This is a genomic window from Paraburkholderia sp. GAS206C (assembly GCF_050435645.1).
Classification (GTDB): Bacteria; Pseudomonadota; Gammaproteobacteria; order Burkholderiales; family Burkholderiaceae; genus Paraburkholderia; species Paraburkholderia phenazinium_B.
Window position 1 is genome coordinate 501296 of sequence record NZ_JBNDKR010000006.1, and the last position, 23925, is coordinate 525220.

The following is a 23925-nucleotide window of genomic DNA, read 5'->3' on the forward strand; positions in this document are numbered from 1 at the left end:
TTTCACCTGTCACGTCATGTCAATTTCTGAAGCCGCCGCCGTCAGCGAGGAAGTCACCACCTACATTGCCAACCGGATCGGTTTTATCGAGCTCGAACGCCCGAAAGCGTTGAATGCACTGTCGACCGGCATGATTCGCGCGATCCAGGCCTCTCTCGATGCTTGGCGCGAGGAACCCGGTGTGCTCGCCGTCGTGGTGCGCAGCCAGCATCCGCGCGCGTTCTGTGCGGGCGGCGATATCCGCTTCCTGTACGAGTCCGTTCAGCGCGGGGATGGGGCGGCGCGCGATACGTTCTTCATCGAGGAATACCGTCTCAATCACAGCATCTTTACCTATCCGAAGCCTTACATTGCGCTGATGAACGGCGTGGTGATGGGCGGTGGGATGGGCATTTCGCAAGGGGCGCATCGTACGGGCGGCCTGCGCGTGGTGACCCAGTCGACCCGTATGGCGATGCCGGAAACGCGCATCGGGCTCTTTCCCGATGTCGGCGCGGGCTGGTTCCTGGCCCGCACGCCGGGCGCGCTCGGCCGCTATCTGGCCGTGACCGGTGAGACGATCGGGGCGGCCGATGCCCTGTACGCAGGTCTCGCCGATACCTACATCGACGATGAAGCCTTGCCCGCGCTCGTCGAAACGTTGCGTACCGAGGTGTTCGAGCATGGCGCGGATGTGGTGGCGTGCGTCGAGCGCGAAACCTCGGCCCACAAGGTCGTTCCAACGCCCGATACTTCGCCGCTGGCCAGTGCCCGCGCCTTGATCGACGGGCATTTTGCGCTGCCGGACATGAAGCAGATTCTGGCTTCGCTCGAAGCGGAACAAACCGGCTGCGAGGCCGCCGACTGGGCCGAGCAGACCATCGGCGTGCTGCGTGAACGCTCGCCGTTGTCGATGGCCGTTTCGCTGGAAGTGGTGACACGCGCGGAGGGTGCGATGGCCGATTGCCTGCGTCGCGATCTGGATCTGACCCGTACGAGCTTTGAACACGGCGACGTGGTCGAAGGCATTCGGGCCCGCATCATCGACAAGGACAACGCGCCGCACTGGCGTTTCGCCCGTATTGAAGACGTTGGAGCCGACGACGTTGCGCGGATGTTCGACAGTCCGTGGCCGGCCGCCGAGCATCCGTTGGCCGATCTGCAGGGCTAAACGCCCGAATCTCCGGAGTACCGGCGCCGCATCAGCGAAATCGCAGCCGCGCCGGTGTCGGCGTCATTCCTCGTCTTCGAACGCCATAAAGGCACGCATGAACACGAGCGCGCCCCATCCCCACATGGCGTTTGCCGCGAATCCCATGGCGAGGCGCGGCAGCATGTTGCCGCTCGGCCAGATGCCCCGCAGCGGATCCACCACGAAGACGCTTGCCGCGGTCAGCACGATGCCGCCGAACACGAAGGCCTGAATCCACGGCGCACGCCGCTCGGGCGCCACGCGCAGCAGCCACGCCATCAGCACGGCCCAAACGGCACTCCAGACGGCGTTGGCGATGAACTCAGGCAACCCCAGCGGCTGAAACGGCGCGGTCGAGAAACCTGCCGGATCGATCAGCCCGGCTGCATGCAGCAGTCCGAGGGTGGACTCATGAAAAAATAGCGAAGCCAGAAAGCCGGAGACGAACGGCAGGATGATTTTTTGCATGCAATGCAGCGCCAAGGACCCGGGCGCAACTGACACGGCCCGCGCCGGATTATCGAAAGACGCGTCATTATATAGACGCTCCGGCAGGTTTCAGCCAAGCCGCTTGTATGCTTTAGCGTCAGGCTAATCACGAAAGTGGAAAACCTAAGCTAAAAAAAATCGTTCAAAAGCCTGGGGCCGATCCATAGACTGTTTCTCCATGTAGACGGCATGACTGCCGTCGTCCACTTTTCGTGCCCCGCCGAGGTGCACGTTTCGTCAAGGGAAGCTGTCGCGATGTCCTCTCTGAAGCCGATCTCCGCCATCCTCGCTGCGTCACCCGGGCGCGCCGAGCCTTGCTGTCTGGTCTGCCGGTAGTCACGCATCGGGGCCTAAGGCCGGCTCTGCCGCTAGTCCGCATCGCACGACGCTCGCGATCTTCGCGGTCCTGTAGACACGCTTTTCCGGTTTATCGCTCGACGCGTGCTCCGGCAACCGCCCGGGCCAGCGTCGCAGGTCCGGTCCGCCGCGCTCCGGTAGCGCGTGGCCGCCGGCCCTTTCGTCCTTCATCAATCCAGTCTCGAACAAGCAGGAGCAGCAAATGAATGTGTTCTGGTTCATCCCGACTCACGGCGACAGCCGATATCTCGGTACGTCCCAAGGCGCACGCGCAGCCGATTACGACTACTTCCAGCAGATCGCCGTCGCCGCCGATACGCTCGGCTACGAGGGCGTGCTGCTGCCGACCGGCCGTTCATGCGAAGACGCGTGGGTGGTCGCCTCGAGCCTGATCGCCGCGACGCGGCGTCTGAAGTTCCTCGTCGCGATCCGTCCGGGCATCACGTCGCCGGGGCTGGCGGCGCGCATGGCATCGACGTTCGACCGTCTTTCGGGCGGGCGCCTGCTGATCAACGTGGTGACCGGCGGCGATGCAGCGGAGCTGGAAGGCGACGGCGTGTTCGTCAGTCACGACACGCGCTATGAGATCACCGACGAGTTCCTGCACATCTGGCGCAAGATGCTCGCCGCCGCGCATACCAACGATACGATCGACTTTGAAGGCAAGCATCTGCAGTCGAAGGGCGGCAAGCTGCTCTATCCGCCTGTGCAGAACCCGCATCCGCCGCTGTGGTTCGGCGGCTCGTCGCCGGCTGCCCATGAGATGGCCGGCGAGCACATCGATACGTATCTGACCTGGGGCGAGCCGCCGGAAGCGGTCGCGAAGAAGATCGCCGACATTCGTGCGCGTGCCGAAGCGCATGGCCGCAAGATCAAGTTCGGGATTCGCTTTCACGTCATCGTGCGTGAGACGGAAGAGGAAGCATGGGCCGCCGCCGACAAGCTGATCAGCAAGCTCGACGACGAAACCATCGCGCGTGCGCAGGCATCGTTTGCCAAGATGGATTCGGAAGGACAGCGCCGCATGGCTGCGTTGCATGGCGGCAAGCGCGGCGGTCGCGCGGATCTCGAGGTCTATCCGAACGTATGGGCAGGCGTGGGGCTCGTGCGCGGTGGTGCAGGTACGGCGCTGGTCGGTAGTCCTGAGCAGGTTGCCGCACGCATGAAAGAGTATGCGGATCTGGGCATCGATACGTTCATTCTGTCCGGCTACCCGCACCTGGAGGAGTCGTACCGCTTCGCCGAACTGGTGTTCCCGCTGTTGCCGAACCGCAAGCGCACCAGCGCGAGCGGGCCGCTTTCCGGGCCGTTTGGTGAAATCGTCGGCAATATCCATTTGCCCAAGGTCAGCGCCAGCTAATTGCGTCCCGGCGTGGCCCCTGCATCAAGAAGGAGTGGAGTAAGCAATCATGGCTCGATCCAGTGGAACCGAAAATGTTTGGCGGCGTATCGGCGGGCATGCTGTGCCGTGGATTGCCCCGCTTGTGATCCTGCTCGCGTGGGAAGTCGCTGCGCGCAGCGGCCTCCTTTCGACGCGCGTATTGCCCGAACCGCTCGCTGTGGTGAAGGCGGCCTGGTCGCTGATCCAGTCCGGCGAAATGTGGGCCGATGTGAAGGTCAGCACCTGGCGCGCGGTGTCGGGTTTCGCGGTCGGCGGTGGTATCGGCCTCGCGCTCGGACTGGCGACGGGGCTGTTCAGACCGGTCGAAGTCGTGCTCGACTCGACCGTGCAGATGGTCCGCAATATCCCCGCGCTGGCGATGATCCCGCTCGTGATCCTGTGGTTCGGGATCGAGGAAGAGGCGAAGGTGTTTCTCGTCGCGCTCGGCGTGTTTTTCCCGGTCTATGTGAATACGTTCCACGGCATACGCTCGGTCGATGCCAACCTGATCGAAATGGCGCGCAGTTATGGCGTGAAAGGTTTCCGGCTGTATTGGGATGTGATCCTGCCGGGCGCGCTGCCGTCGATTCTCGTTGGCGTGCGGTTTGCGTTCGGCTTGATGTGGGTCACGCTGATCGTCGCTGAAACGATCTCTGCGCAATCGGGCATCGGCTACATGACGATGAATGCGCGCGAATTCCTGCAGACCGATGTCGTGGTGGTCGGCATTCTGCTGTATGCGGGGCTTGGGAAGCTCGCCGACCTGCTGGCGAAAACGCTTGAACGCGTCACGTTGCGCTGGCATCCGGCCTATCAACGAGGAGCGAAAGCATGAGCAGCCCGACCTTTTCGACGACGAGCTTTGGCGGTATCGCAGGTGTGGTGGACGCCGCTGCCGCCGCACCGCTTGCGCGCCAGGCACAGCGCGGCACCGATCACGCGGTCGAATTGCGCGGCGTCGGCAAACGGTATGGCGAACGCGCCGTACTGACGGACTTCGATCTGTCGATCGAGCGTGGCAGCTTCGTCGCGATTGTCGGCCGCAGCGGCTGCGGTAAATCCACCTTGCTGCGGCTCGTCGCCGAACTCGAGAAGCCTACTGCCGGTGTGCTGGAAAAGCGCGCCGAGGATGGTCAGCCTCTCGATACCCGCATCATGTTTCAGGACGCGCGTCTGTTGCCGTGGAAGAGTGTTTTGAACAACGTGATGCTGGGGCTAGGACGCGGCGCGCGCGAGGATGCGCGAGCGGTCCTCAATGAAGTCGGTCTGCTCGAACGCGCCAACGACTGGCCGGCGCAGTTGTCCGGCGGTCAGCGTCAACGGGTGGCGCTCGCGCGTGCGCTGGTGCACCGTCCGCAACTGCTGCTGCTCGATGAGCCACTCGGCGCGCTCGACGCACTGACGCGGATCGAAATGCATGCGCTGATCGAACGCCTGTGGCTCGAGCATCGCTTTACCGCGCTGCTTGTCACCCACGATGTGCATGAAGCGGTTGCGCTGGGCGACCGGATCCTGTTGATCGAAGACGGCCGTATTGCGCTTGATCAGCCCGTGCCGCTCGAGCGGCCGCGTGCACGTGCGTCGGCGGGATTCGCCGCGCTTGAGGATCACGTGCTGCAGCGCGTGCTGAAGACTACGTCGAACGACGATGCACTTCCTTATCGTCCCGATCCGCATCACGACGACCGCCTCGTGCGGCCTAGCGAAGTCCGTTGGGCTGTCTGACAGTCCTTGCCTGAGCTTTTTTCTCGATTTATCGATCTACTGGAGTCACTCGAAATGAGCATTTCCGCAATCAACGTACGTAATCAGTTCAAGGGCAAGGTCAAGGAAATCATCCGCGGATCGGTGGTGTCCGAAGTCGACGTGGAAACGCCGTTTGGTATCGTCACCTCGGTGATTACGACGCGTTCGGTCGACGAGCTCGACCTTCAGGTCGGCTCCGAAGTGGTGGCGCTGGTGAAGTCGACCGAGGTGTCGATCGCGCGGCTCTGAGGCCACGCAGTTTTGCATTCGCGCGGCAGGGGTAGTCGTGCGGCAGGGATATGCCGCATCGCTACCTTTGCCGCGTTTTATTTGGCGACGGCTGCGCTGGCAGGCGGCTCATGCGTCATCTTGTCGTGCGTAGGGGCGGGAGGACGTTTGACCGGCATGTTGTCGGGATTCGCCGGATTGGTCGTGCCGGCCGCGTCAGGCGGTTTTACCATCGAAGCGCCGCTATCCTTCGGCGGCGTCTGCGCGAGCGCCCCCTGGGGTGCGACGGTCAATACAGCGAGCGCGCAAGCCGCTGCGAGCAATGCAGATTTGCCTGGTTTCATCCGATCCTCCTTGGCCGTGCCTTGCGGTGCCTGATCAGCGGCCGCGCCCGGCCCTGTCAAGCGATCCGCTGTCCGTCTCGGGTAGACCACGGCCTGACAGGAAAATTCGCTTCCCTTTCAGATTCCTCGCGGCGGGATTTTCCGCGGATGCCGTTTTTATAGGCTGAGGTCGGCTTAGGTCGATCCAGCCCGTCCTATGCCGCCTTCGGCGGTGCCCGCAAAACAGGGGCGCGCCCACAAGTCACGTTGGGCTTACTTGGTCGGGCACGGAAACGCTGCCTGCAGCGAGCGCAGGATCGCAAGGCCGACCGGGAAGTCGTCGGAGAGGCCCGGGTGGTTGGTGAAAAACTCATCCAGCAGCGGGTACACGGTCTGCGCGCCGATAGGCAGCTGTTCGGGCGGACAGAAGAGCGGAGGGCGCTTTTTCGCTATCAGGTCGCCGTTTGCCCAGCCCAGTTCATTGATCGCGCCGGTGATGTAGGCGGCGTAGACCGAGCTGTTGTCCGCGTGCGCCCACTTCTTGTATTGGTCCGCCGTCATTTCGGCTTTCGCGTTGAGCGTGAAGCACGCCGTGAGCAACGTCAGCGCGAGCGTCCGGGCGTGTGTTCTGATTCTTGACTGCATGTGCTACATCCTCATACCAGATCGATTAGCCGGCTATTGTAGGGCAGGCGCCCGTATGCCTGCAGGTTTTGGCAAGGGCAAAAAAAAGGCCCACCAGGGGAAGTGGGCCGCAAGAGTGTGAGAGACAAACCCTCTCAGGGAAGAGGAGTACCTAGTGTAGAGCCGGTGGCGATGCCGCAGGTTTCACCGCAGCTTAACGCGCCTTACGGCACCTGACGCCGCGCGATTCTGTGGAGAGCTTTTGTTTACCCCGTGCCGTCCCGACGTGACACCGCGAGGCGGTGAAGGACTGGAACGGATACCGGGTTGACGAGGCGGGATGTAGTCGCATCACTTGTATGAATATACAAAGGAATCCTGATTGAGTGGAGCGGGCGGGCGCCGCGAGCAATTGATTGAAGGTTAGTTGTCGATCGACGGTTTATCTCAGGAAAGCCTCCTCATACGAACGACGCATGGACCATGCGCCCAACCCCGCGTCCCGAGTGCTGGGAACGGTTATTGCTGCCCGGCACATAAGGCATTACCAAGGGAGCGTTCGCATCATGCAGGACGTGAAGATAAATGAATCACAGGGGAAGGGCGATGCGAAAACGAGTCGTTAGCGGATTGCTGGCCGGCGCTGCCGGCCTGTTGACCTTACCAGGCGTGGCGTTCGCACAGTCGCAGGCTTACACCAATAGTCCGGTGAATCTCTATGCGGGACCGGCGGATGATTACCCCGCAGTGTCCCAGTTACCTCCCGGCGCGCCAGTGACGGTGATGGGTTGCGTCAGCGGGTATAGCTGGTGCGACGTGGCGGCGCCGGATGTGCGTGGCTGGGTCTACGCAGGCAGTCTCAGTTATCCGTATCAGGGGAGCAACGTGCCGATCCTCACTTATGGAACGGCGATTGGCCTGCCTATTGTGACGTTTTCGATCGGCTCATATTGGGGCAGCCATTACCGCGGACGGCCCTGGTATAACGACCAGCAGCGTTGGGCGCATCACCCACCGCCGCCGCCCGGACGCGGTGGGCCTCCGCCGGGCCATGGCGGCCCGCCCCCTGGGCATGAAGGACCGCCGCCTGGGCATGGTGGTCCGCCACCCGGACACGAAGGACCGCCGCCTGGCCATGGTGAGCCGCAGCCGGGACATGAAGGGCCGCCGCCTGGGCGTGGTGAGCCACAGCCGGGACATGAAGGGCCGCCGCCTGGCCATGGTGGTCTTCCTCCGGGAGCCGGCGCGCCTCCGGCGCATGTCGCGCAGCCGCCGGTCCACGCGGGTCCGCCGCCGGAACACAGTGGGGCGCCCGGAGGGCCGCCCGCGCAGCACGCTGCCCCGCCGCCGCAACACGCGGGTCCGCCGCCGGCCCATGGTCCTGCTCCACAGGAGCATGGAGGCGGTCATGAGGGACATGAGCAGCACAACTAGGGTGGTTGGCTAAACGAGGAAGACGGTAGAGATGCGGTCTTCTTTGCAGTGGCTTATGTCGCTGCGGTCAGCCGACTTACATGCGCCGCGTTGGTAGACGATGCCATCGCGGCGTATTTCGTTTGGGAGATGAGTTTTATCGCAGACGCGATGGAGTGCGAAATGAATGCAGAGGAATAAAGCGGAAGGTGTACGTGCGCGAGTTTTATCGCAAGGACAAAAGCGACAACTGGGTTCTGGTAACAGGCGCGAATGATGAGCTTCGCCGGACGACAAAAAGCCATAACGAAGTCGCAAGCCGAAAAAGCTCAAATATCCCTGACGGAGGAACTAGCACGCAACAGCTTTGGGGAAAGTGGGGTGGCTGATGGGACTCGAACCCACGACGACAGGAATCACAATCCTGGACTCTACCAACTGAGCTACAGCCACCACTGGAACATCTGCTTGGCTCACCAAGAACTGGCTTGCCGATCAAGAAGCGAGATTATACAAACATGATCTGTATTTGCCTAGCCCTTTATTCAAAGATTTCGGCGGGCTCGCGCAGATGCTGTCTTGCTTCGTCGAAAATCGCGAGATCGCGCGCGGCCAGTTTTTTGCTGTCCGAAAGCACGCGACGCCAGCCGCGTGCGCCGGCCACACCGCGGTACAGTCCAAGCGCATGACGCGTGATCGCACCAAGGAACGTGCCGCGCGCGAGTTCAGCCGCGCAATATTCGATCAGTTTCGCTTCGGCCTCTTCGCGTGTCACCGGGACAGCGGTCGAGCCATAAAAGCGCGCGTCGACATCGGCCAGCACATACGGGTTGTGATAAGCCTCGCGGCCCAGCATTACACCGTCGACGTGTTGCAAATGCAGTTCGACTTCGTCGAGCGTCTTGATACCACCGTTGATGATGATCTCGAGCTGCGGAAAATCACGCTTTAGCTGATACGCGAAATCGTATTTGAGCGGCGGAATCTCGCGATTCTCTTTGGGGCTGAGGCCTTTCAGAATCGCATTGCGCGCATGCACGATGAACACTTCGCAGCCGGCCTCGGCAATCGTGCCGACAAAATCGCGCACGAAGCCATATTCCTCCACCGCGTCGACACCGATCCGATGTTTGACCGTCACCGGCACCGAAACAGCGTCGCGCATCGCCTTGACGCAGTCGGCCACCAGTTGCGGTTCGTTCATCAGGCATGCACCGAATGCGCCGCGCTGCACCCGCTCCGACGGACAGCCGCAATTCAGGTTGATTTCGTCGTAGCCCCACTGTTCGCCGAGTTTTGCCGAGCGGGCGAGATCGTCGGGTTCGCTGCCGCCCAGTTGCAGCGCAACCGGGGCTTCGTGAGGCGTGAATGCCAGATGGCGGGGGACGTCGCCATGCAGCAGCGCGCCGGTCGTCACCATCTCCGTGTAAAGCCACGTATGGCGCGACAGCACGCGATGCAGCGAACGGCAGTGGCGATCAGTCCAGTCCATCATCGGCGCAACACTGACGCGACGTGGATTGGCGGGTAGGGCGAGAGACATGGGAAACGGCCGGCGGCGGAAATCAAACCGCAATTTTACCGCAAGCCGGCAAGAGTCCGAGCGGCGCGCCGCCGGTGTTGCGGAGCCGGCTTGTTGGGGGCGTGACAGATAAAAGAAGGGCCAGAATAAAATTGACCCTGACATCTTTTTGGGTAGTCCTGACCCCCTTGTCATCCGCCTCAGGTAAGGCGCTGACGGATTGTTTCAGCCACAAGAAAAGTTATTTCGGATTATCAGTATAAAATCTCGATAGTAAGGGAATACACTTATTCCCATCGATGTTGCAGACAGCCTTAGCAGCACCATGTCGCGACGTCTTCCTGAAACGAAATCCGAAACATTTATTGGAGTCATCATGAAGAACAAGCTTATCGCCGCCCTGTTGGTTGCCGCTTCCGCCTCGCTCGCAGCACCTGCTTTCGCCAGCGGCTACGGCCCGGCACCATTCTATCGTCCGGGCGTTGGTGCTCCGGCTTCGCAACAAGGCCAAAGCGTGCAAACCGTTGCCGCCGAGCGCGCTGCTGCAGACCAGAACGCATACGGCGGTGTGAACGCAACGTCGTCGCAATCGGGCTCGCATCAGGTTTCGAACGGCCAGCAAGCTCAGTAATTGCAGTAATCGGGTAACGCAAGGCGTTCGCAAGGAACGCCTTGTGAAGAAACGCCAGACTCTGGAGGCAATCGCCGGCAGAGCCTGGCGTTTTTTATTGGCTGCATGCAATTTTATCCTGGCAGCTACCGCATCCTCACGTCGTGTTCGCCGCTACCTCACACCGTTACTCCTCCTGTAACAGTTTGTGAAATTTGGAAATCAAGTTCTGACGCATTCCTGCTAAGTTCGCGCTCTATTGGTACGACGTACGCCGCCCGCCGCTCAACGGTGCTTTTAGTCGCGATTTCTGGCCGTCCATGACGCAAGACAAACAGCTGGCAACAGCGGACGACTGGTTCGCCCGTGGTAACGCGTGCGCCGAACGCGGTGAGTTCGAGGAAGCGCTCGCGTGCTACGAACAGGTTCGACTCGAGCGGCCGGCAGACCCCGGCGTCTACAACAACCTCGGCTCGACGCTCGCCAGAATGGAGCGCCTCCCGGAAGCGCTGGAGCGTTACCGCCAGGCGCAGGCGCTCGACCCCAACAACGCGGACATCCATCACAACATCGGCTGGATTCTCGAGCAGATGCATCAACTCGAAGAGGCGGTGCTCAGTTATCGGCGGGCGGCGCAACTGGGCACGCTGGTCGACGGTTCGTACAACAACATGGCGAACTGTCTCCAATCGCTGGGTCGTTTCGACGAGGCGCATGCGGCTTACCGCCGTGCGATCGAGATCGCGCCGCACAGCATGGTGTACTACCGCAATTTCGTTCAGTCGAAGCGCATGACGCTCGACGATCCATGCTTCGTCACGATGCAAAAGCTGGTGCGGCACGCCGCTGCGATGACCCCGGACAATCAGGCGCAACTGCATTTCGCCATGGGTCACGCGCTAGGCGATCTCGGCCAGCATGACCAGTCGTTCGAGCATCTGCTGAAAGCCAATACGATGTATCGCCGTGGCGTGAACTACAACGAGGCCATGACGCTGGACCTGTTCGGTCATCTGCCTCGCCTGCTGAACGCAGAGGTGTTGAAAGCCAAACGAGGTCTCGGCGATCCGTCCACGTCGCCGGTTTTTATCGTTGGGATGCCGCGTTCCGGATCGACGCTGATCGAGCAGATCCTGGCGAGCCATCCGCAGGTCTTCGGTGCGGGAGAGCGTCCGGATTTCGGCAAGGCGTTGGTGAACGCGCTCGCGCGCAGCGAGGCGGACAAACACAAGCTCAACTTCGACGACATGCGTTCGGCGACTGCTGTGCAGCTGGCTCCGCTCGGCGCGGACTACGTGCGCCGCATTGGCGTCGAGGTGCCTGACGCATCGAGCTACGGGCGCATTACCGACAAGTATCCGTTCAACTTCATCAACGTCGGCCTGATCCATCTGGCGTTGCCGAATGCACGGTTCATCCATAGCCGCCGTTCGCCGGTAGAAGTCTGCCTGTCGATTTACTCGCGCATCTTCCAGGACGTCCCGTTTGGCTACGACCTGGGCGAACTGGGCCGCTACTACCGTGCGTACGATGCACTGATGGCCCACTGGCGCGAGGCGCTACCTCCGGGCGTGATGATCGAGGTGCAATACGAGGACCTCGTGAACGATCTCGAGGGCAACGTGCGACGCATGCTCGCGCACTGCGGGCTCGACTGGGACGAACGTTGTCTCGCGTTCCACCAGACCCAGCGTCAGGTGAATACCGCGAGCGCTTCGCAGGTGCGCAAGCCGTTGTTCCGCACCTCGCTCGAACGCTGGCGTCCGGCCGCGGAACTCCTTCAGCCTCTCTACGATGGCCTTGGCCCCGCGCTGATGGAGGCAGATCGCAAGCGGAGTGCCGTCTGACGCGGGCCGTCCGCCTGCGACTGAAAAAATTTCCCTCTTTGGCCTGTTTCCGCGATACCTTTCGACAACTCAAACGAGGGTAGGGGTGACAGGGCAATGCCAACACTGTCGATCAGCAAAACAAGGTTAAACGTCGAGACAGTCATCTGGGCGGCCGATCTGGCCGGCACGTTTGTATTTGCAGTCGAGGGGGCGGTCAGCGCGATGCGCGGCAGTCTCGATCTGCTGGGGGTGATGGTCATATCGTTCGTCGCCGCACTCGGCGGCGGCGTGATCCGCGACCTGCTGCTCGGCGCGACACCGCCAAGCGCCATCCGCGATTGGCGCTATCCGGCGCTGACGTTCGCAGCGGGTCTGCTCACCTTCGTGCTTCATTCGTTTGTGCCGCCGGTTGCGGGTCTGGTGGTGACCGTGCTGGACGCCGCGGGCCTCGCGTTGTTCGCCGTGGCCGGGGTTGAGAAAGCGCTGCTCTACAAGATCCGTCCGTTTGTTGCGATGCTGATGGGCACCATCACGGGGGTGGGTGGCGGCGTGATCCGCGATATCCTGCTGGCCCGTGTGCCCCTTGTACTGCGGGCGGATATCTACGCGAGCGCGGCTTTTTTCGGTGCGCTGGTGGTGGTGCTTGCGCGTCGCGCCGGCGTGTCGCCGGGTTGGGCCGCATTCGCAGGCGGGTTGGCGTGTTTCGCGCTGCGAATGGCGGCCGTCACGTTTGGCTGGCATCTTCCGAAGGCTTCGGGTTACTAGGCGCAACGGAGTTGATAAGGATACCTACGGACAATCTTCCTTCGCTCAAACACCGGCGACTATCCGGCCTGACCGGCTGGCCGCGGCTTGGCGGCGTCATCGGGACGTGTGCGCACTGCGCGGACATCGGGATGCTCGCCTAGCGAAACGAACTTTGGCGGGTTGGCTGAACCGTCGAGAGCGTCAATTGCGCCTCGCTCGATGTCATACACCCAGCCGTGCAGGTTGAGGCGCCCTTGCGAGAGCGCCACCGCAACCGACGGATGGGTCCTGATGTTGGCGAGTTGTGCCTCGACGTTATCGCGCACCAGTGCGTTCAGGCGCGCCTGGGGCGTCGCATGATTGTGGGCGGCGTTGACGGCTTTGGCCGCATCGGCGTGCCGCAACCACGCATCCACGGCGGGCAGCTTATCGAGGTCCATGCAGCTCGAGATGGCGGTCATCGCTCCGCAGTCCGAATGCCCGCAGATGACGATGTCTCTGACGCCCAGCACCGCCACCGCATATTCGACGGTTGCCGAGACGCCGCCCGGTTCCGGTCCATACGACGGCACGATATTGCCGGCATTGCGAATCACGAACATATCGCCAGGCTCGCGTTGCGTCAGCAGTTCGGGTACCACGCGGCTATCGGAGCAGGTGACGAACAGCACCCCAGGTTGCTGGCTGCTGGCGAGGCGCTTGAAGAGCGCGGAGCGGGCGGGGAACACTTCCCGCTGGAACTTCAGAAAGCCTTCGATGATGTCCTGCATGTGTGTTTCTCCGGGCGTGGAACCATGACGCGAGCATGTCCCCCTTTGGCTACGGGGTCCAAGACCGGATTATGACGGATCGAATGAGTCAATCCTATAGCTGGGCGGTTATGTTGCAGTGCTAGTGCGTCACACTGATCGCTGGCGGTGGCAAATGCAACGCATGATGCAACATCGGGTACACGCACACGAGGAACGCGGCGTACAACGCGGCCATTGTCACACCGGCCGCCGTGCCCCAGACGTCGCGCGACGCAGCACCCTGGCGGAAGTGGACAGGCAGGCCCACGATGACATAGCCGAACATGAAGAATGCAATGACGGCCCATACGGGCGACATGTCGTGACCGATGTATTCCAGCAGATGAATGAGGCTGAGATTGTGCATAGAAGCAAACGGGATCTGAACTGAGAAACGGATCAGTGGTGCTGATTACAACGCGATGAATCCGATGGGTCAAGCCGCAAAACGTTAATATTTTTTACAGAAGAAACAGCACGCCCGACAGCTTTCATTCTGTATTGCTTTGGTGATGAAACTGTCGACTGATTTTGCAGAACTGAAAGCTCGACGATCAACGTTTGCGTAGTGGTTCGATTAACGACTTGAGGCCGTTGTGATCGATCTCGTGCATAAGCGCCAACAGGCGGCCGATTTCGCCTGGAGGGAAGCCTTGACTCGCAAACCAGTTCAAATAGTGACCCGGCAAATCCGCAATCAATCTGCCTTTATATTTTCCGAAAGGCATGACGCGAGTGACCAGCAATTCGAGGTGTTCTGGATTCATCGCGAGGGTTGAGGTGAGCTTACCGGAGTGACGTGAGGCCTGCATTTTAGCTGCGCTGCAAGCATTCTGCCGGCATGGTAACTTCGTGGCCTTTCGTACAATCAACCAACCAACAGGAACAGTTCGATGGAATACCGCAGACTAGGCAACTCCGACATCGAGGTCAGCCTGATCGGTCTCGGCACCATGACCTGGGGCGAGCAGAACAGCGAGCGCGAAGCGCACGAGCAGATCGACTATGCACTCGACCACGGCGTTACGCTGGTCGATGCCGCCGAAATGTACCCGGTGCCGCCGCGTCCGGAGACCCAGGGCGCGACCGAACGCTGTATCGGCACCTGGCTCGCGCAGCATCGCAGCGCGCGCGAAAAAATCGTACTCGCGACCAAGATCGCCGGCCCGGCGCGTCAGCCGCATAATCCACGCCATATTCGCGGCGAGGGTAATCAGTTCGACCGCAAGAATCTGACTGAGGCACTCAACGACAGTCTCAAGCGCCTGCAAACCGAATACGTCGATCTGTACCAGTTGCACTGGCCCGATCGCAGCACGATGACCTTCGGCCGTAGCGCGTATCCGTGGGTTGAAGATGCCTATACGGTGCCGATCGAAGAAACCTTGTCGGTGCTCGCTGAGTTCGTCAAGGAAGGCAAGGTGCGGCATATCGGTGTGTCGAACGAAACGCCCTGGGGCGTCGCGCAGTTCCTGCACGCGTCCGAGAAGCTCGGCTTGCCGCGCATTGTCAGCATCCAGAATCCGTACAGCCTGCTGAACCGCACGTTCGAAGCCGGGCTGTCCGAGTTCACGCATCGCGATGGCGTTGGTCTGCTGGCGTATTCACCGCTTGCCTTCGGCTGGCTCTCAGGCAAGTACGAAGGTGGAGCGCGTCCGGCGGGTGCCCGCATCACGCTGTTCGAACGCTTCCAGCGCTATAGCAAGCCGCAAGCCGTGCAGGCGACCAGCCGTTACGTCGAACTCGCGAAACAGCATGGCCTGTCGCCCGCGCAGTTCGCGCTGGCGTTCGTCAATAGCCGGCCTTTCGTGACGAGCAATCTGATCGGCGCGACCTCGCTCGAGCAGTTGAAGGAGAATATCGCGAGCGTGGACGTGAAGCTCTCGCCGGAAGTGCTGGCTGAAATCGACGCATTGCACGAGCGGCAGCCGAATCCTGCGCCGTAAGTTGCGGTAGGAAAAGAAGCGGGCCCGGTTGCGTATGCAAGCGGGCCCGTTGTTTATTGTGGCGTGCTGCGTGCTGCGTGGCATTGTCGTGGCGCCGTCCTGGCGCGGTCCTCGCGTCGACTCGGCAAGTGCTGGTCTCAGGCGCTCGCTGCCGGCACCTTGGGTGCGTTCTCGCCGAGGTCCCAGAACAGCCCCGCCATGATCTGCAGTCCTTCACGCGCCACCGGTCCGAGCAGATGCTCGTTCGGCGCATGCTGCGAGCAGGCCGGATATGAGTGCGGCACCCAGATGGTCGGCAGGCCTAGCGTGTCGGCGAACACCTCATTGGGCAACGTGCCACCGAGGTTCGGCAGGACCGCCGTCTTTTTGCCGGTAGTGCGTTCGAGCGATGCGATGGCCCACGTGACCCACGGGTCGTCAGGATCGAGTCGCGTGGCCGGCGCGCCGCGCTCGACTTTGATCTCGACCATCGGAAAGCCGTGTGCATCGAGATGGGTGCGCAGATACCCAGCGAGGTTCTGCCAGTCGGTGCCCACCACGAAGCGCAACTGGCAATACGCAAAGGCGGACGCGGGAATCGCATTGACTGGATTCTCGGGATTGCCGGCCTTGAGCGCCAGCACTTCGAAGCTGTTCCAGCCGAACACGCGTTCCGGCGGGGTGAGGCCGGGCTCGCCCCAGTTGTTGTCGACGGCGGGGTCGCCCGGACCGCCGCCTACGCTGATATCGGCGAGCGCGCGGCGTACCGCGTCCGGAATCGGCGGCGGTCGCAGGCCTTCGACGGCGATCACGCCGCGTGCGTCCACAAGGCTTGCCAGCGCATTGGCAAGGACCGTGGCGGGATTGCGGAGCAGCCCGCCCCAGTTGCCCGAGTGATGCGCACCCTCGCGCAGGTTCAACTCCAGCCGGAAATTGATCGAGCCGCGCGAGCCGAGAAAGACCGTGGGGCGCCGCGCCGCGAGGCGCGGGCCGTCCGAGGCGATCAGCACGTCCGCGCCGAGCGCTTCCTTGTGCGTGTGACAGAAGGCGTCGAGTCCCGGCGAGCCGGTTTCCTCGCCCATCTCGATCAGCAGTTTGGCATTGAAGCCGAGCTTGCCGTCGCGTGCGTCGAGCACGCTGGCGAGCGCCGCCAGATTGATGCTGTGCTGGCCTTTGTTGTCGGCGGTGCCGCGGCCGTACCAGCGCTCGCCCTCGACCTTCACGGTCCATGGCGTCAACGACTCGCGCCACTGGTCGTCGTAGCCGCGGACCACGTCGCCGTGGCCGTAGATCAGCACGGTCGGCAGGTCGTCGCCTTCGTGCCGCGTGGCGATCAGGAGCGGGCCGGCGCCAGCCACCGGGTTGTCGAAGATGCGCGTTTCGAAGCCGAGGCGCTCAGCCTCCGGGACGATCTCGCCGGTCAGATAGGCGAGCAGGGTGGCAGCACGTTCAGGCTCCTGGCTCTCGGTGCGAAAGCCGACGCGGCGATTGAGGTCGGCGAGAAACGCGCCCGAATCGAAGTGGTGGGTTGCGTGCTGGATAGCCTGGTCGCGGGTCACGGTCGTCTCCGGTGGGGCGATAGAGGGCAGGGGTGCGATCGATTCTAGGAGGGTGCCTGTTTTGTCACAATCATTGTCTTTAGAAGCTTGCGTTGCCGAAATGGCAAAGCCCGGGGCGTTTGACGAGATTGCCCGATTGCAGCGCTCAAGGCGTCCCTGCCGCCGCCCGTCCACCCCATGCGATAATTCTGGCTTGCCGATTGCCGCCATTCCGGCTATTTCATTCGAATTCGGCCCCTCTTCACGCGTCGTTCAATTGAAAAATCTGCTTGTTCCGCTCGATCAACTGGCGCGATTCGATGAGATCGTGGACGTTCGCACGCCGCTCGAGTTTGCCGAAGACCACATCCCGGGTGCGATCAACGCGCCGGTGCTGAGCAACGAGGAGCGCGTGATCGTCGGCACGATGTACAAGCAGGTCTCGCCGTTCGAGGCCACTCGCGTCGGCGCGGCAATGGTCGCGCGCAATATCGCGGCGCATCTCGAGACGACCTTTGCCGAGCGTCCGCGCAACTGGCGCCCGCTGATCTATTGCTGGCGCGGCGGCAAACGCTCCGGCTCGATGACGACCTGGTTCAACCTGATCGGCTGGCAGGCGCGTCAGCTCGACGGCGGCTACAAGGCCTATCGCGGCTCGGTGGTCGCGGCGCTCGCGAGCTTGCCGGAGCAGTTCGAGTACGTCGTCCTGACCGGCCATACCGGTAGCGGCAAGACGCGGCTGCTTCAGGCACTGCACGCAGCCGGCGCGCAGGTGCTCGATCTGGAAGCGCTTGCGTGTCATCGCGGCTCGTTGCTCGGCGCGTTGCCCGATCAGCCGCAGCCCGCGCAAAAGGGCTTCGATACCGCGCTGATCGGCGTGCTGTCGGGCTTCGACGTGCGCCGGCCAGTGTTCGTCGAAGCGGAAAGCCGGCGCATCGGCACGATCACGCTGCCTCAAGCGCTGTTCGAGCGTTTTCATCGCGGCGCCTGTGTGGAAGTCGACACTACGCATGACGACCGCATCACGTTTTTGCTGCAGGACTATGCGCATCTGTTCGACGACCCGGCATCGTTCAAGCATCAGCTCGAACGACTGATTGGCTTGCATAGTCGCGAGCAGGTCAGGCACTGGCAGCAGTTGATCGACGCGGGCAGCACGCCTGCCATGGAAGGCGTAGACCGCGCGGATATTGCAGCCACACGCGCCGAGCTGTTCGGGGAACTGATCGAACGGCACTACGATCCTGCTTATCAACGTAGCAGCCGGCAGCATTTCAAGCGCCTCGGCGAGGCGCTGCACTTCAGCTTCAGGCCAAACGCGGCCGACAGCGTCGGACAGGCAACGGCGTTGCTGGCGAAACTGGCCGCGACGGAGGGAAAGGCGCTCGCGGGCGCGCAGCAGGGCGCTGAGGCGGTTGTTCAGGCCGCCTCAGCGGTCTCTGCCACGTCGGCGGCATCGTCAGCAAGCGCTTCGACGAATGGCGCTACGCCGCGTCCTGTGGCCATCAAACCCGGCTAGCCCGAGTTTCCAGTTTAAACCCAGGTAGCCCAGTTTCCGGTTCAAACCCAAACAAACGATAACAATGAACACCACACGCTCAACCCAACCCGCCTCAGGATGGCTGATTTTTCTGCTGGTCGCCGTCGCCGGGCTCTTTTATGTGAAGTGGTTTCCGTACTATCACCGCGCCTTCACGGCCGCGGAGACGCATTCGATCGGCAAATCCATCCTGATGGGTACGGACGCCAGTCCGCCCGCGCCGTCGCTGGCGGCGGCACTCGGCTACGCGCTCGCCTACGGCAAGGCGATCTGGCAGGCGATGGTGCTCGGCCTCGTGCTCGGCTCGGCCGTGCAGGTGCTCTTGCCGGTGCAATGGATCGCCCGCGTGCTCGGCAAGACCAGCTTCGGCAGTGTGGCGGCGGGCGGCCTGCTGGCCATCCCCGGCATGATGTGCACCTGCTGCGCGGCGCCGGTGGTGGTCGGCTTGCGGCAGCGCCAGGCCTCGCCCGGCGGCGCCATCGCCTTCTGGCTCGGCAATTCGGTGCTCAATCCGGCCACGCTTGTCTTCATGGGTTTCGTGCTTGGCTGGAACTGGGCGGCTCTGCGTCTCGTACTGGGCGTACTGATGGTGTTCGGCCTCGGCTATCTGGTGAACCGGCTCGTGACGCCACAAGAGGCCGCCGCGGCCGACGGGCAACTGGCGCAACTGGCTGCATCGCAGGAGCAGCAGCGAGGCAATCCCTTCGTGCGCTGGCTCAGCCTGTTTGCCCGCATGGCCGTGCGCCTGATCCCCGAATATACCGTCCTGATCCTGCTGCTCGGTGCAGCGCGCGCCTGGCTCTTTCCGCACGTCGGCCCGGAGATCGGCAACCAGTTTGGCTGGATCCTCGCGCTGGCGGTCGCCGGCATGCTGTTCGTGATCCCCACCGCGGGCGAGGTGCCGATCATTCAGGCGATGCTCTCGCTAGGCATGGGCGTCGGCCCCGCAGGTGCGCTGCTGATGACCCTGCCGCCCATCAGCGTCCCTTCGCTGGCGATGCTGGCACGCTCGTTCCGGCCGCGTCTGCTGACGGTGGTGGCCGTTTCGGTGGTGCTGTTTGGCTTGCTGGCGGGTGGACTGGCTGTCGCGCTCGGATTCTGAGCGCGAGCGGGCGCTCGCCCCCATTGCGGCCGACAAATCCCGCTGCCAGTTGTCGAATCACGACCTAAACTGAGGAACTGGAGGTGCCGGGATCGAATGCGCGATGGCCTGGATGTCATGGCGATGCCGACTAGTGGTACGATTTTCAGCCCAAAAAACAATAAGCGAAGCACAAGCGGCGTGCACCTTTGTCACCGGTGCGCAGGCGACCCGCCGCATACACTCGAGCAATTGCAATCAGGAAATCGAATGGCCCAACAAAAAACAAATCCGAAGCTTGAACAGGCGCTGACGCGCGGGGACCTCGCGATCCGCCAGGCGAACTCGGCGCGCGCTACGGCGCTGTTGCGCGCCTTGGGCAAAATGATCGTCGACGCCTCGGCGACGATCGGCGTCGACGCCTTCACGCTGATTCCCGATGGCGATCGCATTTACGATCCGGCCGACGGCCTGTGGCCCCAGGAACTGCTGGTGTCGTTCGACGGCCCGGTAGAAGAGTCCGATCCCGACGAAGTGCGCACGGTTCGCCTGATTGCCGATGATCCGGGCACGCTGTTTCGCGTCGAGTGGCAGCGCGCGGACGGCAAGATCGGCCGCCAGGAAGGCGGACCGTTCGCGACGGTCGCGTTCATCTCCGACGTCGATATACCCTGGACCGACGACGAAGACTGAGCGCGAGCGAGATGCGCCTTAGCGCATCATCCGTCGACGAAACAGCACGGCTGCGATACAGAACGGCACCACCACGTAGGCGGCCAGTACGGCGACGTGCAACGCTACGTGGTCGAGCGGCCGGCCAAGCATCGCAGGGCGGATCAGATCGACCGCATGCGCGAGCGGCAGCAACTGCGTGACGAATTGCGCGACGGGTGGCAGCTGGGCGATCGGAAAGAACACGCCGGAGAGCAGCAGCATCGGCGTGAGCGCCAGCGTCTGATAGAACATGAAGAAATCGTACGACGGCGCGAGCGCCGTCACGATCATCGCGACGCTGGCGAAGGCGAGGCCGGTGAGCGCGATGACAGGCAATGCCAGCAGCATCGACGGAAAGCTCGCATAGCCGAGCGCTCCGGCGACCAGCATGATCGCCACGCCGGACAGCATCGACTTGCTGCCGGCCCACATCACTTCGCCCAGTACGATATCGCCTAGCGTGAGCGGCGTGTGCATGATCGCCTCCCACGTTCGCTGCACGTGCATGCGCGAAAAACCCGAGTACATCGATTCGAAGCTCGCCGACATCATCACGCTCGATGCAACAGTGCCGGCCGCGAGAAACGCGATATACGACACGCCGTCGACGTGGCCGACCATCAGGCCGAGTCCGAAGCCGAGACCGAACAGATAGATCATCGGATCGGCGAGGTTGCCGAACATCGACGCAATGGCAAGCTTGCGCCACACCAGATAATTGCGCCGCCATACCGCGATCCAGTTGACCGCGTTCGCGGGCAGGGCCGCGAAAGGTTCGCTCGCAGGCGCAGCCTGGCTGGGGGTGTCGTAGGTGCGTGCGTCCATGGCGGGTCGGTGAGTGATTGAGTCGAAACTTGTGTCTATGCGTGGGTCGATGCAATGGCTGTTTTTGTTTGCCCGTGCATTGATGGCTCAGTCCTGCATTTCACGGCCTGTGAGCCGCAGAAACACATCTTCGAGATTGGCTGGCCGGTGCAGATAGCGCAGATCCGCGCGCTGCTTGAGGCGGGCATGTACCGGCTCCGCGTCGGTGACATAGCAGAACAGCGTCTCGCCGCTGATCTCCGTACGTTCGGCAAGCGGCGCCAGTTCGTCGCGCAACGCGACAGGGTCCGGTCCATAGATTTCGATCACATCGCAGCCAATTTCCGAAACGATCAATTCATTCGGTGCGCCTTCCGCGATCTTGCGTCCTTCTTCGATCACGCACAGGCGATGGCACAGCCGCTCGGCTTCCTCCATGAAATGCGTGGTCAGAAGAATGGTTTTGCCGCGCGCGAGCAGCGAGCGCAAGCGTTCCCAGATCAGATGGCGCGCTTGCGGATCGAGCCCGGTGGTCGGTTCATCCATGATCAGCACGTCGGGGTCGTTGACGAGTGCGCGGGCCAGTGTGAGACGCCGCTTCATACCACCCGATAGCTCTCCGACCCGCGCATCTGCCTTGCTTTCGAGCCGCGCGAATTCGAGCAGCGACGGCACCATGGCGCGCGTTTGCGCCGCGCTCAGACCGAAGTAGCGGCCGAACACCAGAAGGTTTTCGCGCACGGTGAAATCCGGATCGAGGTTGTCGAACTGCGGCACTACGCCGACTCGCGCGCGGGCATACCTGGCGCGTGATGGAATCGGTTCACCGCCTAGGCGGATCGTGCCGGCGTCCGGAGCCGCGATGCCGAGCAGCATGCGCAGCGTGGTGGTCTTGCCTGCGCCGTTTGGGCCAAGCAGGCCGAAACACTCGCCGGGATGTACATGGAACGACAGGCCGTCAACGACAGTCTTACCACCATAGCGCTTGTGGACCTGTACGAATTCGATGGCGGCTTCTGGCATGGGTCGTTGTGGATTCCGAAAGATGTGAAGGGCCGTAAAGCTGCCCATTTTAGGGCATCGACGGCTTCATGTCGGCACTCGTGCACTGCTCGGGTGCGGGTTCCTGCGCTGCGGCATGATGCGCGAGGTGGCTGGGGACAACGGATGTGTTGTTAGCGTGCTGTTAGTACCCAGTTAGCGTTTTCCAACCCTTGCAAGCTGAATTGCGGCGCACCATGATTCATGACAGAGACCGCGATCGACGCGGTAGGGAGAACATCATGGCGAGCTACAAGAAAATCCTGCTGTGCTACGACGGCTCGCGCGAAGGCCGCAAGGCGCTGCGCTGCGGCGCCGACCTGGCGCTGGACCTGAAGGCGGAAACACATCTGCTGTCGGTTGTCGACATGCGCTCGAGCATTGCGCAAAGCGCCGGTCTCCTGACCGATGTGGCCTGCGGCAGCTTCGAGAAAACCGCTCGCGACATCCTGCAGGAAGGTGTGGAGTGGCTCACGGAGCGGGGCGTCACCGCACAAGGTCATTTTGCGTTCGGCCATCCCATAGACGAAATCGCCAATCTCGCCAACGAGCTGCATGTGGATCTCGTGGTGGTCGGTCACCGTTGCCGCACCGGCCTCTCGCGCTGGTGGATGGGCGCGGGCAATACGCCGCTGCTCGACCGCATCTCGTGCAGCATTCTGGTGGCGTGTTCGTCGGCGCAAGAGCAGGAGCAGGCCGCTGCACCGGCTGCTGCAGCTACCACTGCGGCCTGAGATAGAGCGGAGTGGCAGAGGCGCGCCTTTGCGGGTCGGGTCGTGCCTTGGGTACAGTCAGGCTGCGCGGGAGCGGGCGGCCTGACTGGTGAAGGCGCATTGCTTCGCCGCACGGCGAGCGCTAGCCGTTCAGATCTACCGCGGCCAGCTTCCATGAGAACAATCCTTCGCGCCGCAGAATCGCGGCATAGCGCGTATCGCCGACACCGTGCTGATACGTGACGACGAATTCATTGATGCCACGATAGGCGGCCGTTGTCTGCGGCGGTTGCGGCGGGGTTGTCGGTGAGCCAGCCGTCGCGGGAGCGGGCGCCGTCGGCGTCGAGTCTGCGCTGCCGGCAGGCGCATTGGCTGGCGCGTTCGCCGGCGCATCGGGCGGTACCGGTGGCCGTTGGGTCGGATCGCCGCGCGGCGGCATTCCGTTCAGGAGTGCGGCGACGCCATCTGGGGTTGCGTAAGCATCGACCAGCGGGCCAATGAGTGCGACGCCTATCATCGCGCCGAGGGCCGCGAGCGGATTGCCGTTGGCACGCGCCTGGATCTTTCTCGTCAGCAGACCCGCAATCTGATCCTTCAGGCTTTCGCGCAACGCGGGATAGTCGACATATTCGCTGACGGTTTGCGCGTCACGTTCATCGGCGGCGCGTTTCAGGCGATCGAGTGCGAGATACGGCGACGCATAGCCGTACCCGAGTACAGCCACGACCACAATGACAAGCACTGTGACGATCAGCGGCCGCGCGACGCCGCGTTTTGCAGGTGTTGAAACAGCCATCGGGCGAGCTTCTCCGTGAGGTGTGATCAAACGTGGACCGCATTCGCGGGAAAACGATCCCCATACGACCGATGCACGATTATCCCTGAGCCAACCGCGCGCAACCTCACGTAATGATCTTTACCGGGTGCGCGAACTGCCTGACGGCCGGTTCACCCACCTCTGGGCTTTCTTCCGGATGCTTACTCGAACATCGCATTCTGCACGCCGGCCGTTTCTTCGGCGATGCAGCGGTCGATCATGCGGCACACGGCGTCCACCGTGCCGACCATGATCAGACGCGACGGCCCGTGGTACACCCGCACCGGCGCGCGCCGGGCTGGCTCCGCCGTATTGAGCCCTGAATTTAGCGACACCCGTGCGAAGGCCGGCAGCGCCGACGGCAAGGTCGAAGCATGCGGCTGCGGGTCGTCGAACAGCGAAGCAGTAACACTGGACGCCTCGATCGGCGCGCACGGTACGAGATTGCGCAAATGGCGCAGGCGACCGAACTGACGGAAGGGCAGCAGGCGGGCAAGGCGTTCCATGATTCTCTCCAGTCG

General features: G+C 62.5%; 26 protein-coding genes and 1 tRNA gene. 14 read left to right on the forward strand and 13 right to left on the reverse strand.

Annotation, left to right across the window (positions count from 1 at the left end):
• Window positions 1–16: 16 nt before the first annotated feature.
• A complete protein-coding gene (locus P3T20_RS19460) occupies window positions 17–1150 on the forward strand; it encodes an enoyl-CoA hydratase/isomerase family protein (protein WP_429287575.1) in 1134 nt (377 codons plus the stop codon).
• Between the two features lie 63 nt (window positions 1151–1213).
• Here P3T20_RS19460 and P3T20_RS19465 read toward each other — a convergent pair whose 3' ends face one another.
• Entirely contained in the window at window positions 1214–1639 is a 426-nt protein-coding gene (locus P3T20_RS19465) for a hypothetical protein (protein ID WP_074264889.1), read from the reverse strand.
• 580 nt (window positions 1640–2219) lie between these two features.
• On the opposite strand from P3T20_RS19465, the gene ssuD reads away from it, so the two are divergent.
• From ssuD to P3T20_RS19485, 4 genes are read left to right on the forward strand one after another with little or no spacing between them, the layout of a single operon-like run.
• A complete protein-coding gene (gene ssuD / locus P3T20_RS19470; protein WP_074264888.1) occupies window positions 2220–3377 on the forward strand; it encodes an FMNH2-dependent alkanesulfonate monooxygenase in 1158 nt (385 codons plus the stop codon).
• A 49-nt stretch (window positions 3378–3426) separates the two neighbouring features.
• Window positions 3427–4233, forward strand: coding sequence for an aliphatic sulfonate ABC transporter permease SsuC (gene ssuC / locus P3T20_RS19475; protein WP_074264887.1), 807 nt, complete (start codon window positions 3427–3429; stop codon window positions 4231–4233).
• The gene (locus tag P3T20_RS19480; protein WP_429287576.1) at window positions 4230–5123 is read left to right on the forward strand and encodes an ATP-binding cassette domain-containing protein; all 894 of its coding nucleotides are present in this window, start codon (window positions 4230–4232) and stop codon (window positions 5121–5123) included. Before ssuC ends, P3T20_RS19480 begins: the two co-directional genes overlap by 4 nt.
• A 54-nt stretch (window positions 5124–5177) precedes the next feature.
• The gene (locus tag P3T20_RS19485; RefSeq protein WP_074264885.1) at window positions 5178–5393 is read left to right on the forward strand and encodes a TOBE domain-containing protein; all 216 of its coding nucleotides are present in this window, start codon (window positions 5178–5180) and stop codon (window positions 5391–5393) included.
• 77 nt (window positions 5394–5470) lie between these two features.
• Here the strand turns inward: P3T20_RS19485 and P3T20_RS19490 are convergent, their stop codons facing one another.
• On the reverse strand, window positions 5471–5716 hold the full coding sequence (locus tag P3T20_RS19490; RefSeq protein ID WP_074264884.1) for a hypothetical protein: 246 nt from the start codon (window positions 5714–5716) through the stop codon (window positions 5471–5473).
• A 252-nt stretch (window positions 5717–5968) separates the two neighbouring features.
• Window positions 5969–6340 carry a hypothetical protein gene (locus P3T20_RS19495; RefSeq protein WP_074264883.1) on the reverse strand — a complete coding sequence of 124 codons (372 nt, stop codon included), beginning with the start codon at window positions 6338–6340 and terminating at the stop codon, window positions 5969–5971.
• 585 nt (window positions 6341–6925) lie between these two features.
• Between P3T20_RS19495 and P3T20_RS19500 the strand changes: the two genes are divergently transcribed.
• Complete coding sequence (locus P3T20_RS19500; RefSeq protein ID WP_429287577.1) at window positions 6926–7753, forward strand: SH3 domain-containing protein; 828 nt, start codon at window positions 6926–6928, stop codon at window positions 7751–7753.
• Window positions 7754–8109: 356 nt separating this feature from the next.
• Here P3T20_RS19500 and P3T20_RS19505 read toward each other — a convergent pair.
• Both P3T20_RS19505 and dusA read right to left on the reverse strand, forming a co-directional pair.
• Window positions 8110–8185: transfer RNA gene (locus tag P3T20_RS19505), tRNA-His, on the reverse strand.
• An 88-nt stretch (window positions 8186–8273) separates the two neighbouring features.
• Window positions 8274–9275, reverse strand: coding sequence for a tRNA dihydrouridine(20/20a) synthase DusA (dusA, locus tag P3T20_RS19510; protein WP_074264881.1), 1002 nt, complete (start codon window positions 9273–9275; stop codon window positions 8274–8276).
• A gap of 355 nt (window positions 9276–9630) precedes the next feature.
• Here dusA and P3T20_RS19515 point away from each other — a divergent pair, with 355 nt between their 5' ends.
• The 3 genes from P3T20_RS19515 (at window position 9631) to P3T20_RS19525 (ending at window position 12458) form a co-directional block, all read left to right on the forward strand.
• Complete coding sequence (locus P3T20_RS19515) at window positions 9631–9885, forward strand: hypothetical protein (protein WP_074264880.1); 255 nt, start codon at window positions 9631–9633, stop codon at window positions 9883–9885.
• A gap of 299 nt (window positions 9886–10184) precedes the next feature.
• Window positions 10185–11711, forward strand: coding sequence for a tetratricopeptide repeat-containing sulfotransferase family protein (locus tag P3T20_RS19520; RefSeq protein WP_074264879.1), 1527 nt, complete (start codon window positions 10185–10187; stop codon window positions 11709–11711).
• A 96-nt stretch (window positions 11712–11807) separates the two neighbouring features.
• Window positions 11808–12458: a trimeric intracellular cation channel family protein gene (locus P3T20_RS19525; RefSeq protein ID WP_074264878.1), complete on the forward strand. Its 651-nt coding sequence runs from the start codon at window positions 11808–11810 to the stop codon at window positions 12456–12458.
• A 59-nt stretch (window positions 12459–12517) separates the two neighbouring features.
• On the opposite strand, the gene P3T20_RS19530 is transcribed toward P3T20_RS19525, so the two are convergent.
• From P3T20_RS19530 to P3T20_RS19540, 3 genes are all read right to left on the reverse strand, one after another.
• Complete coding sequence (locus P3T20_RS19530; protein WP_074264877.1) at window positions 12518–13210, reverse strand: carbonic anhydrase; 693 nt, start codon at window positions 13208–13210, stop codon at window positions 12518–12520.
• Between the two features lie 121 nt (window positions 13211–13331).
• Complete coding sequence (locus P3T20_RS19535) at window positions 13332–13598, reverse strand: hypothetical protein (RefSeq protein ID WP_074264876.1); 267 nt, start codon at window positions 13596–13598, stop codon at window positions 13332–13334.
• Between the two features lie 187 nt (window positions 13599–13785).
• Window positions 13786–13998, reverse strand: coding sequence for a DUF3820 family protein (locus P3T20_RS19540; protein ID WP_074264875.1), 213 nt, complete (start codon window positions 13996–13998; stop codon window positions 13786–13788).
• 126 nt (window positions 13999–14124) lie between these two features.
• On the opposite strand from P3T20_RS19540, the gene P3T20_RS19545 reads away from it, so the two are divergent.
• Complete coding sequence (locus P3T20_RS19545) at window positions 14125–15177, forward strand: NADP(H)-dependent aldo-keto reductase (RefSeq protein ID WP_074264874.1); 1053 nt, start codon at window positions 14125–14127, stop codon at window positions 15175–15177.
• A gap of 137 nt (window positions 15178–15314) precedes the next feature.
• On the opposite strand, the gene P3T20_RS19550 is transcribed toward P3T20_RS19545, so the two are convergent.
• The gene (locus P3T20_RS19550) at window positions 15315–16715 is read right to left on the reverse strand and encodes a M20 family metallopeptidase (protein WP_074264873.1); all 1401 of its coding nucleotides are present in this window, start codon (window positions 16713–16715) and stop codon (window positions 15315–15317) included.
• 256 nt (window positions 16716–16971) lie between these two features.
• Here P3T20_RS19550 and mnmH point away from each other — a divergent pair, with 256 nt between their 5' ends.
• The 3 genes from mnmH (at window position 16972) to P3T20_RS19565 (ending at window position 20008) form a co-directional block, all read left to right on the forward strand.
• Entirely contained in the window at window positions 16972–18213 is a 1242-nt protein-coding gene (gene mnmH / locus P3T20_RS19555) for a tRNA 2-selenouridine(34) synthase MnmH (RefSeq protein ID WP_083611519.1), read from the forward strand.
• Window positions 18214–18277: 64 nt separating this feature from the next.
• A complete protein-coding gene (locus tag P3T20_RS19560; protein WP_429287578.1) occupies window positions 18278–19336 on the forward strand; it encodes a permease in 1059 nt (352 codons plus the stop codon).
• A 249-nt stretch (window positions 19337–19585) separates the two neighbouring features.
• Window positions 19586–20008, forward strand: a complete 423-nt coding sequence (locus tag P3T20_RS19565; protein ID WP_074264871.1) for a hypothetical protein — start codon at window positions 19586–19588, stop codon at window positions 20006–20008.
• A gap of 18 nt (window positions 20009–20026) precedes the next feature.
• On the opposite strand, the gene P3T20_RS19570 is transcribed toward P3T20_RS19565, so the two are convergent.
• Together P3T20_RS19570 and nodI are read right to left on the reverse strand one after the other, a co-directional pair.
• A complete protein-coding gene (locus tag P3T20_RS19570) occupies window positions 20027–20854 on the reverse strand; it encodes an ABC transporter permease (protein ID WP_074264870.1) in 828 nt (275 codons plus the stop codon).
• Between the two features lie 87 nt (window positions 20855–20941).
• On the reverse strand, window positions 20942–21904 hold the full coding sequence (gene nodI / locus P3T20_RS19575) for a nodulation factor ABC transporter ATP-binding protein NodI (protein WP_302050852.1): 963 nt from the start codon (window positions 21902–21904) through the stop codon (window positions 20942–20944).
• Window positions 21905–22116: 212 nt separating this feature from the next.
• Between nodI and P3T20_RS19580 the strand changes: the two genes are divergently transcribed.
• Window positions 22117–22608 (forward strand): universal stress protein, encoded by a 492-nt coding sequence (locus P3T20_RS19580; protein ID WP_074264868.1) that lies wholly within the window; start codon window positions 22117–22119, stop codon window positions 22606–22608.
• A 121-nt stretch (window positions 22609–22729) separates the two neighbouring features.
• Here the strand turns inward: P3T20_RS19580 and P3T20_RS19585 are convergent, their stop codons facing one another.
• Both P3T20_RS19585 and P3T20_RS19590 read right to left on the reverse strand, forming a co-directional pair.
• Window positions 22730–23383 carry a DUF2939 domain-containing protein gene (locus P3T20_RS19585; protein WP_074264867.1) on the reverse strand — a complete coding sequence of 218 codons (654 nt, stop codon included), beginning with the start codon at window positions 23381–23383 and terminating at the stop codon, window positions 22730–22732.
• A 182-nt stretch (window positions 23384–23565) separates the two neighbouring features.
• Entirely contained in the window at window positions 23566–23910 is a 345-nt protein-coding gene (locus tag P3T20_RS19590) for a hypothetical protein (protein WP_074264866.1), read from the reverse strand.
• Window positions 23911–23925: the final 15 nt, after the last annotated feature.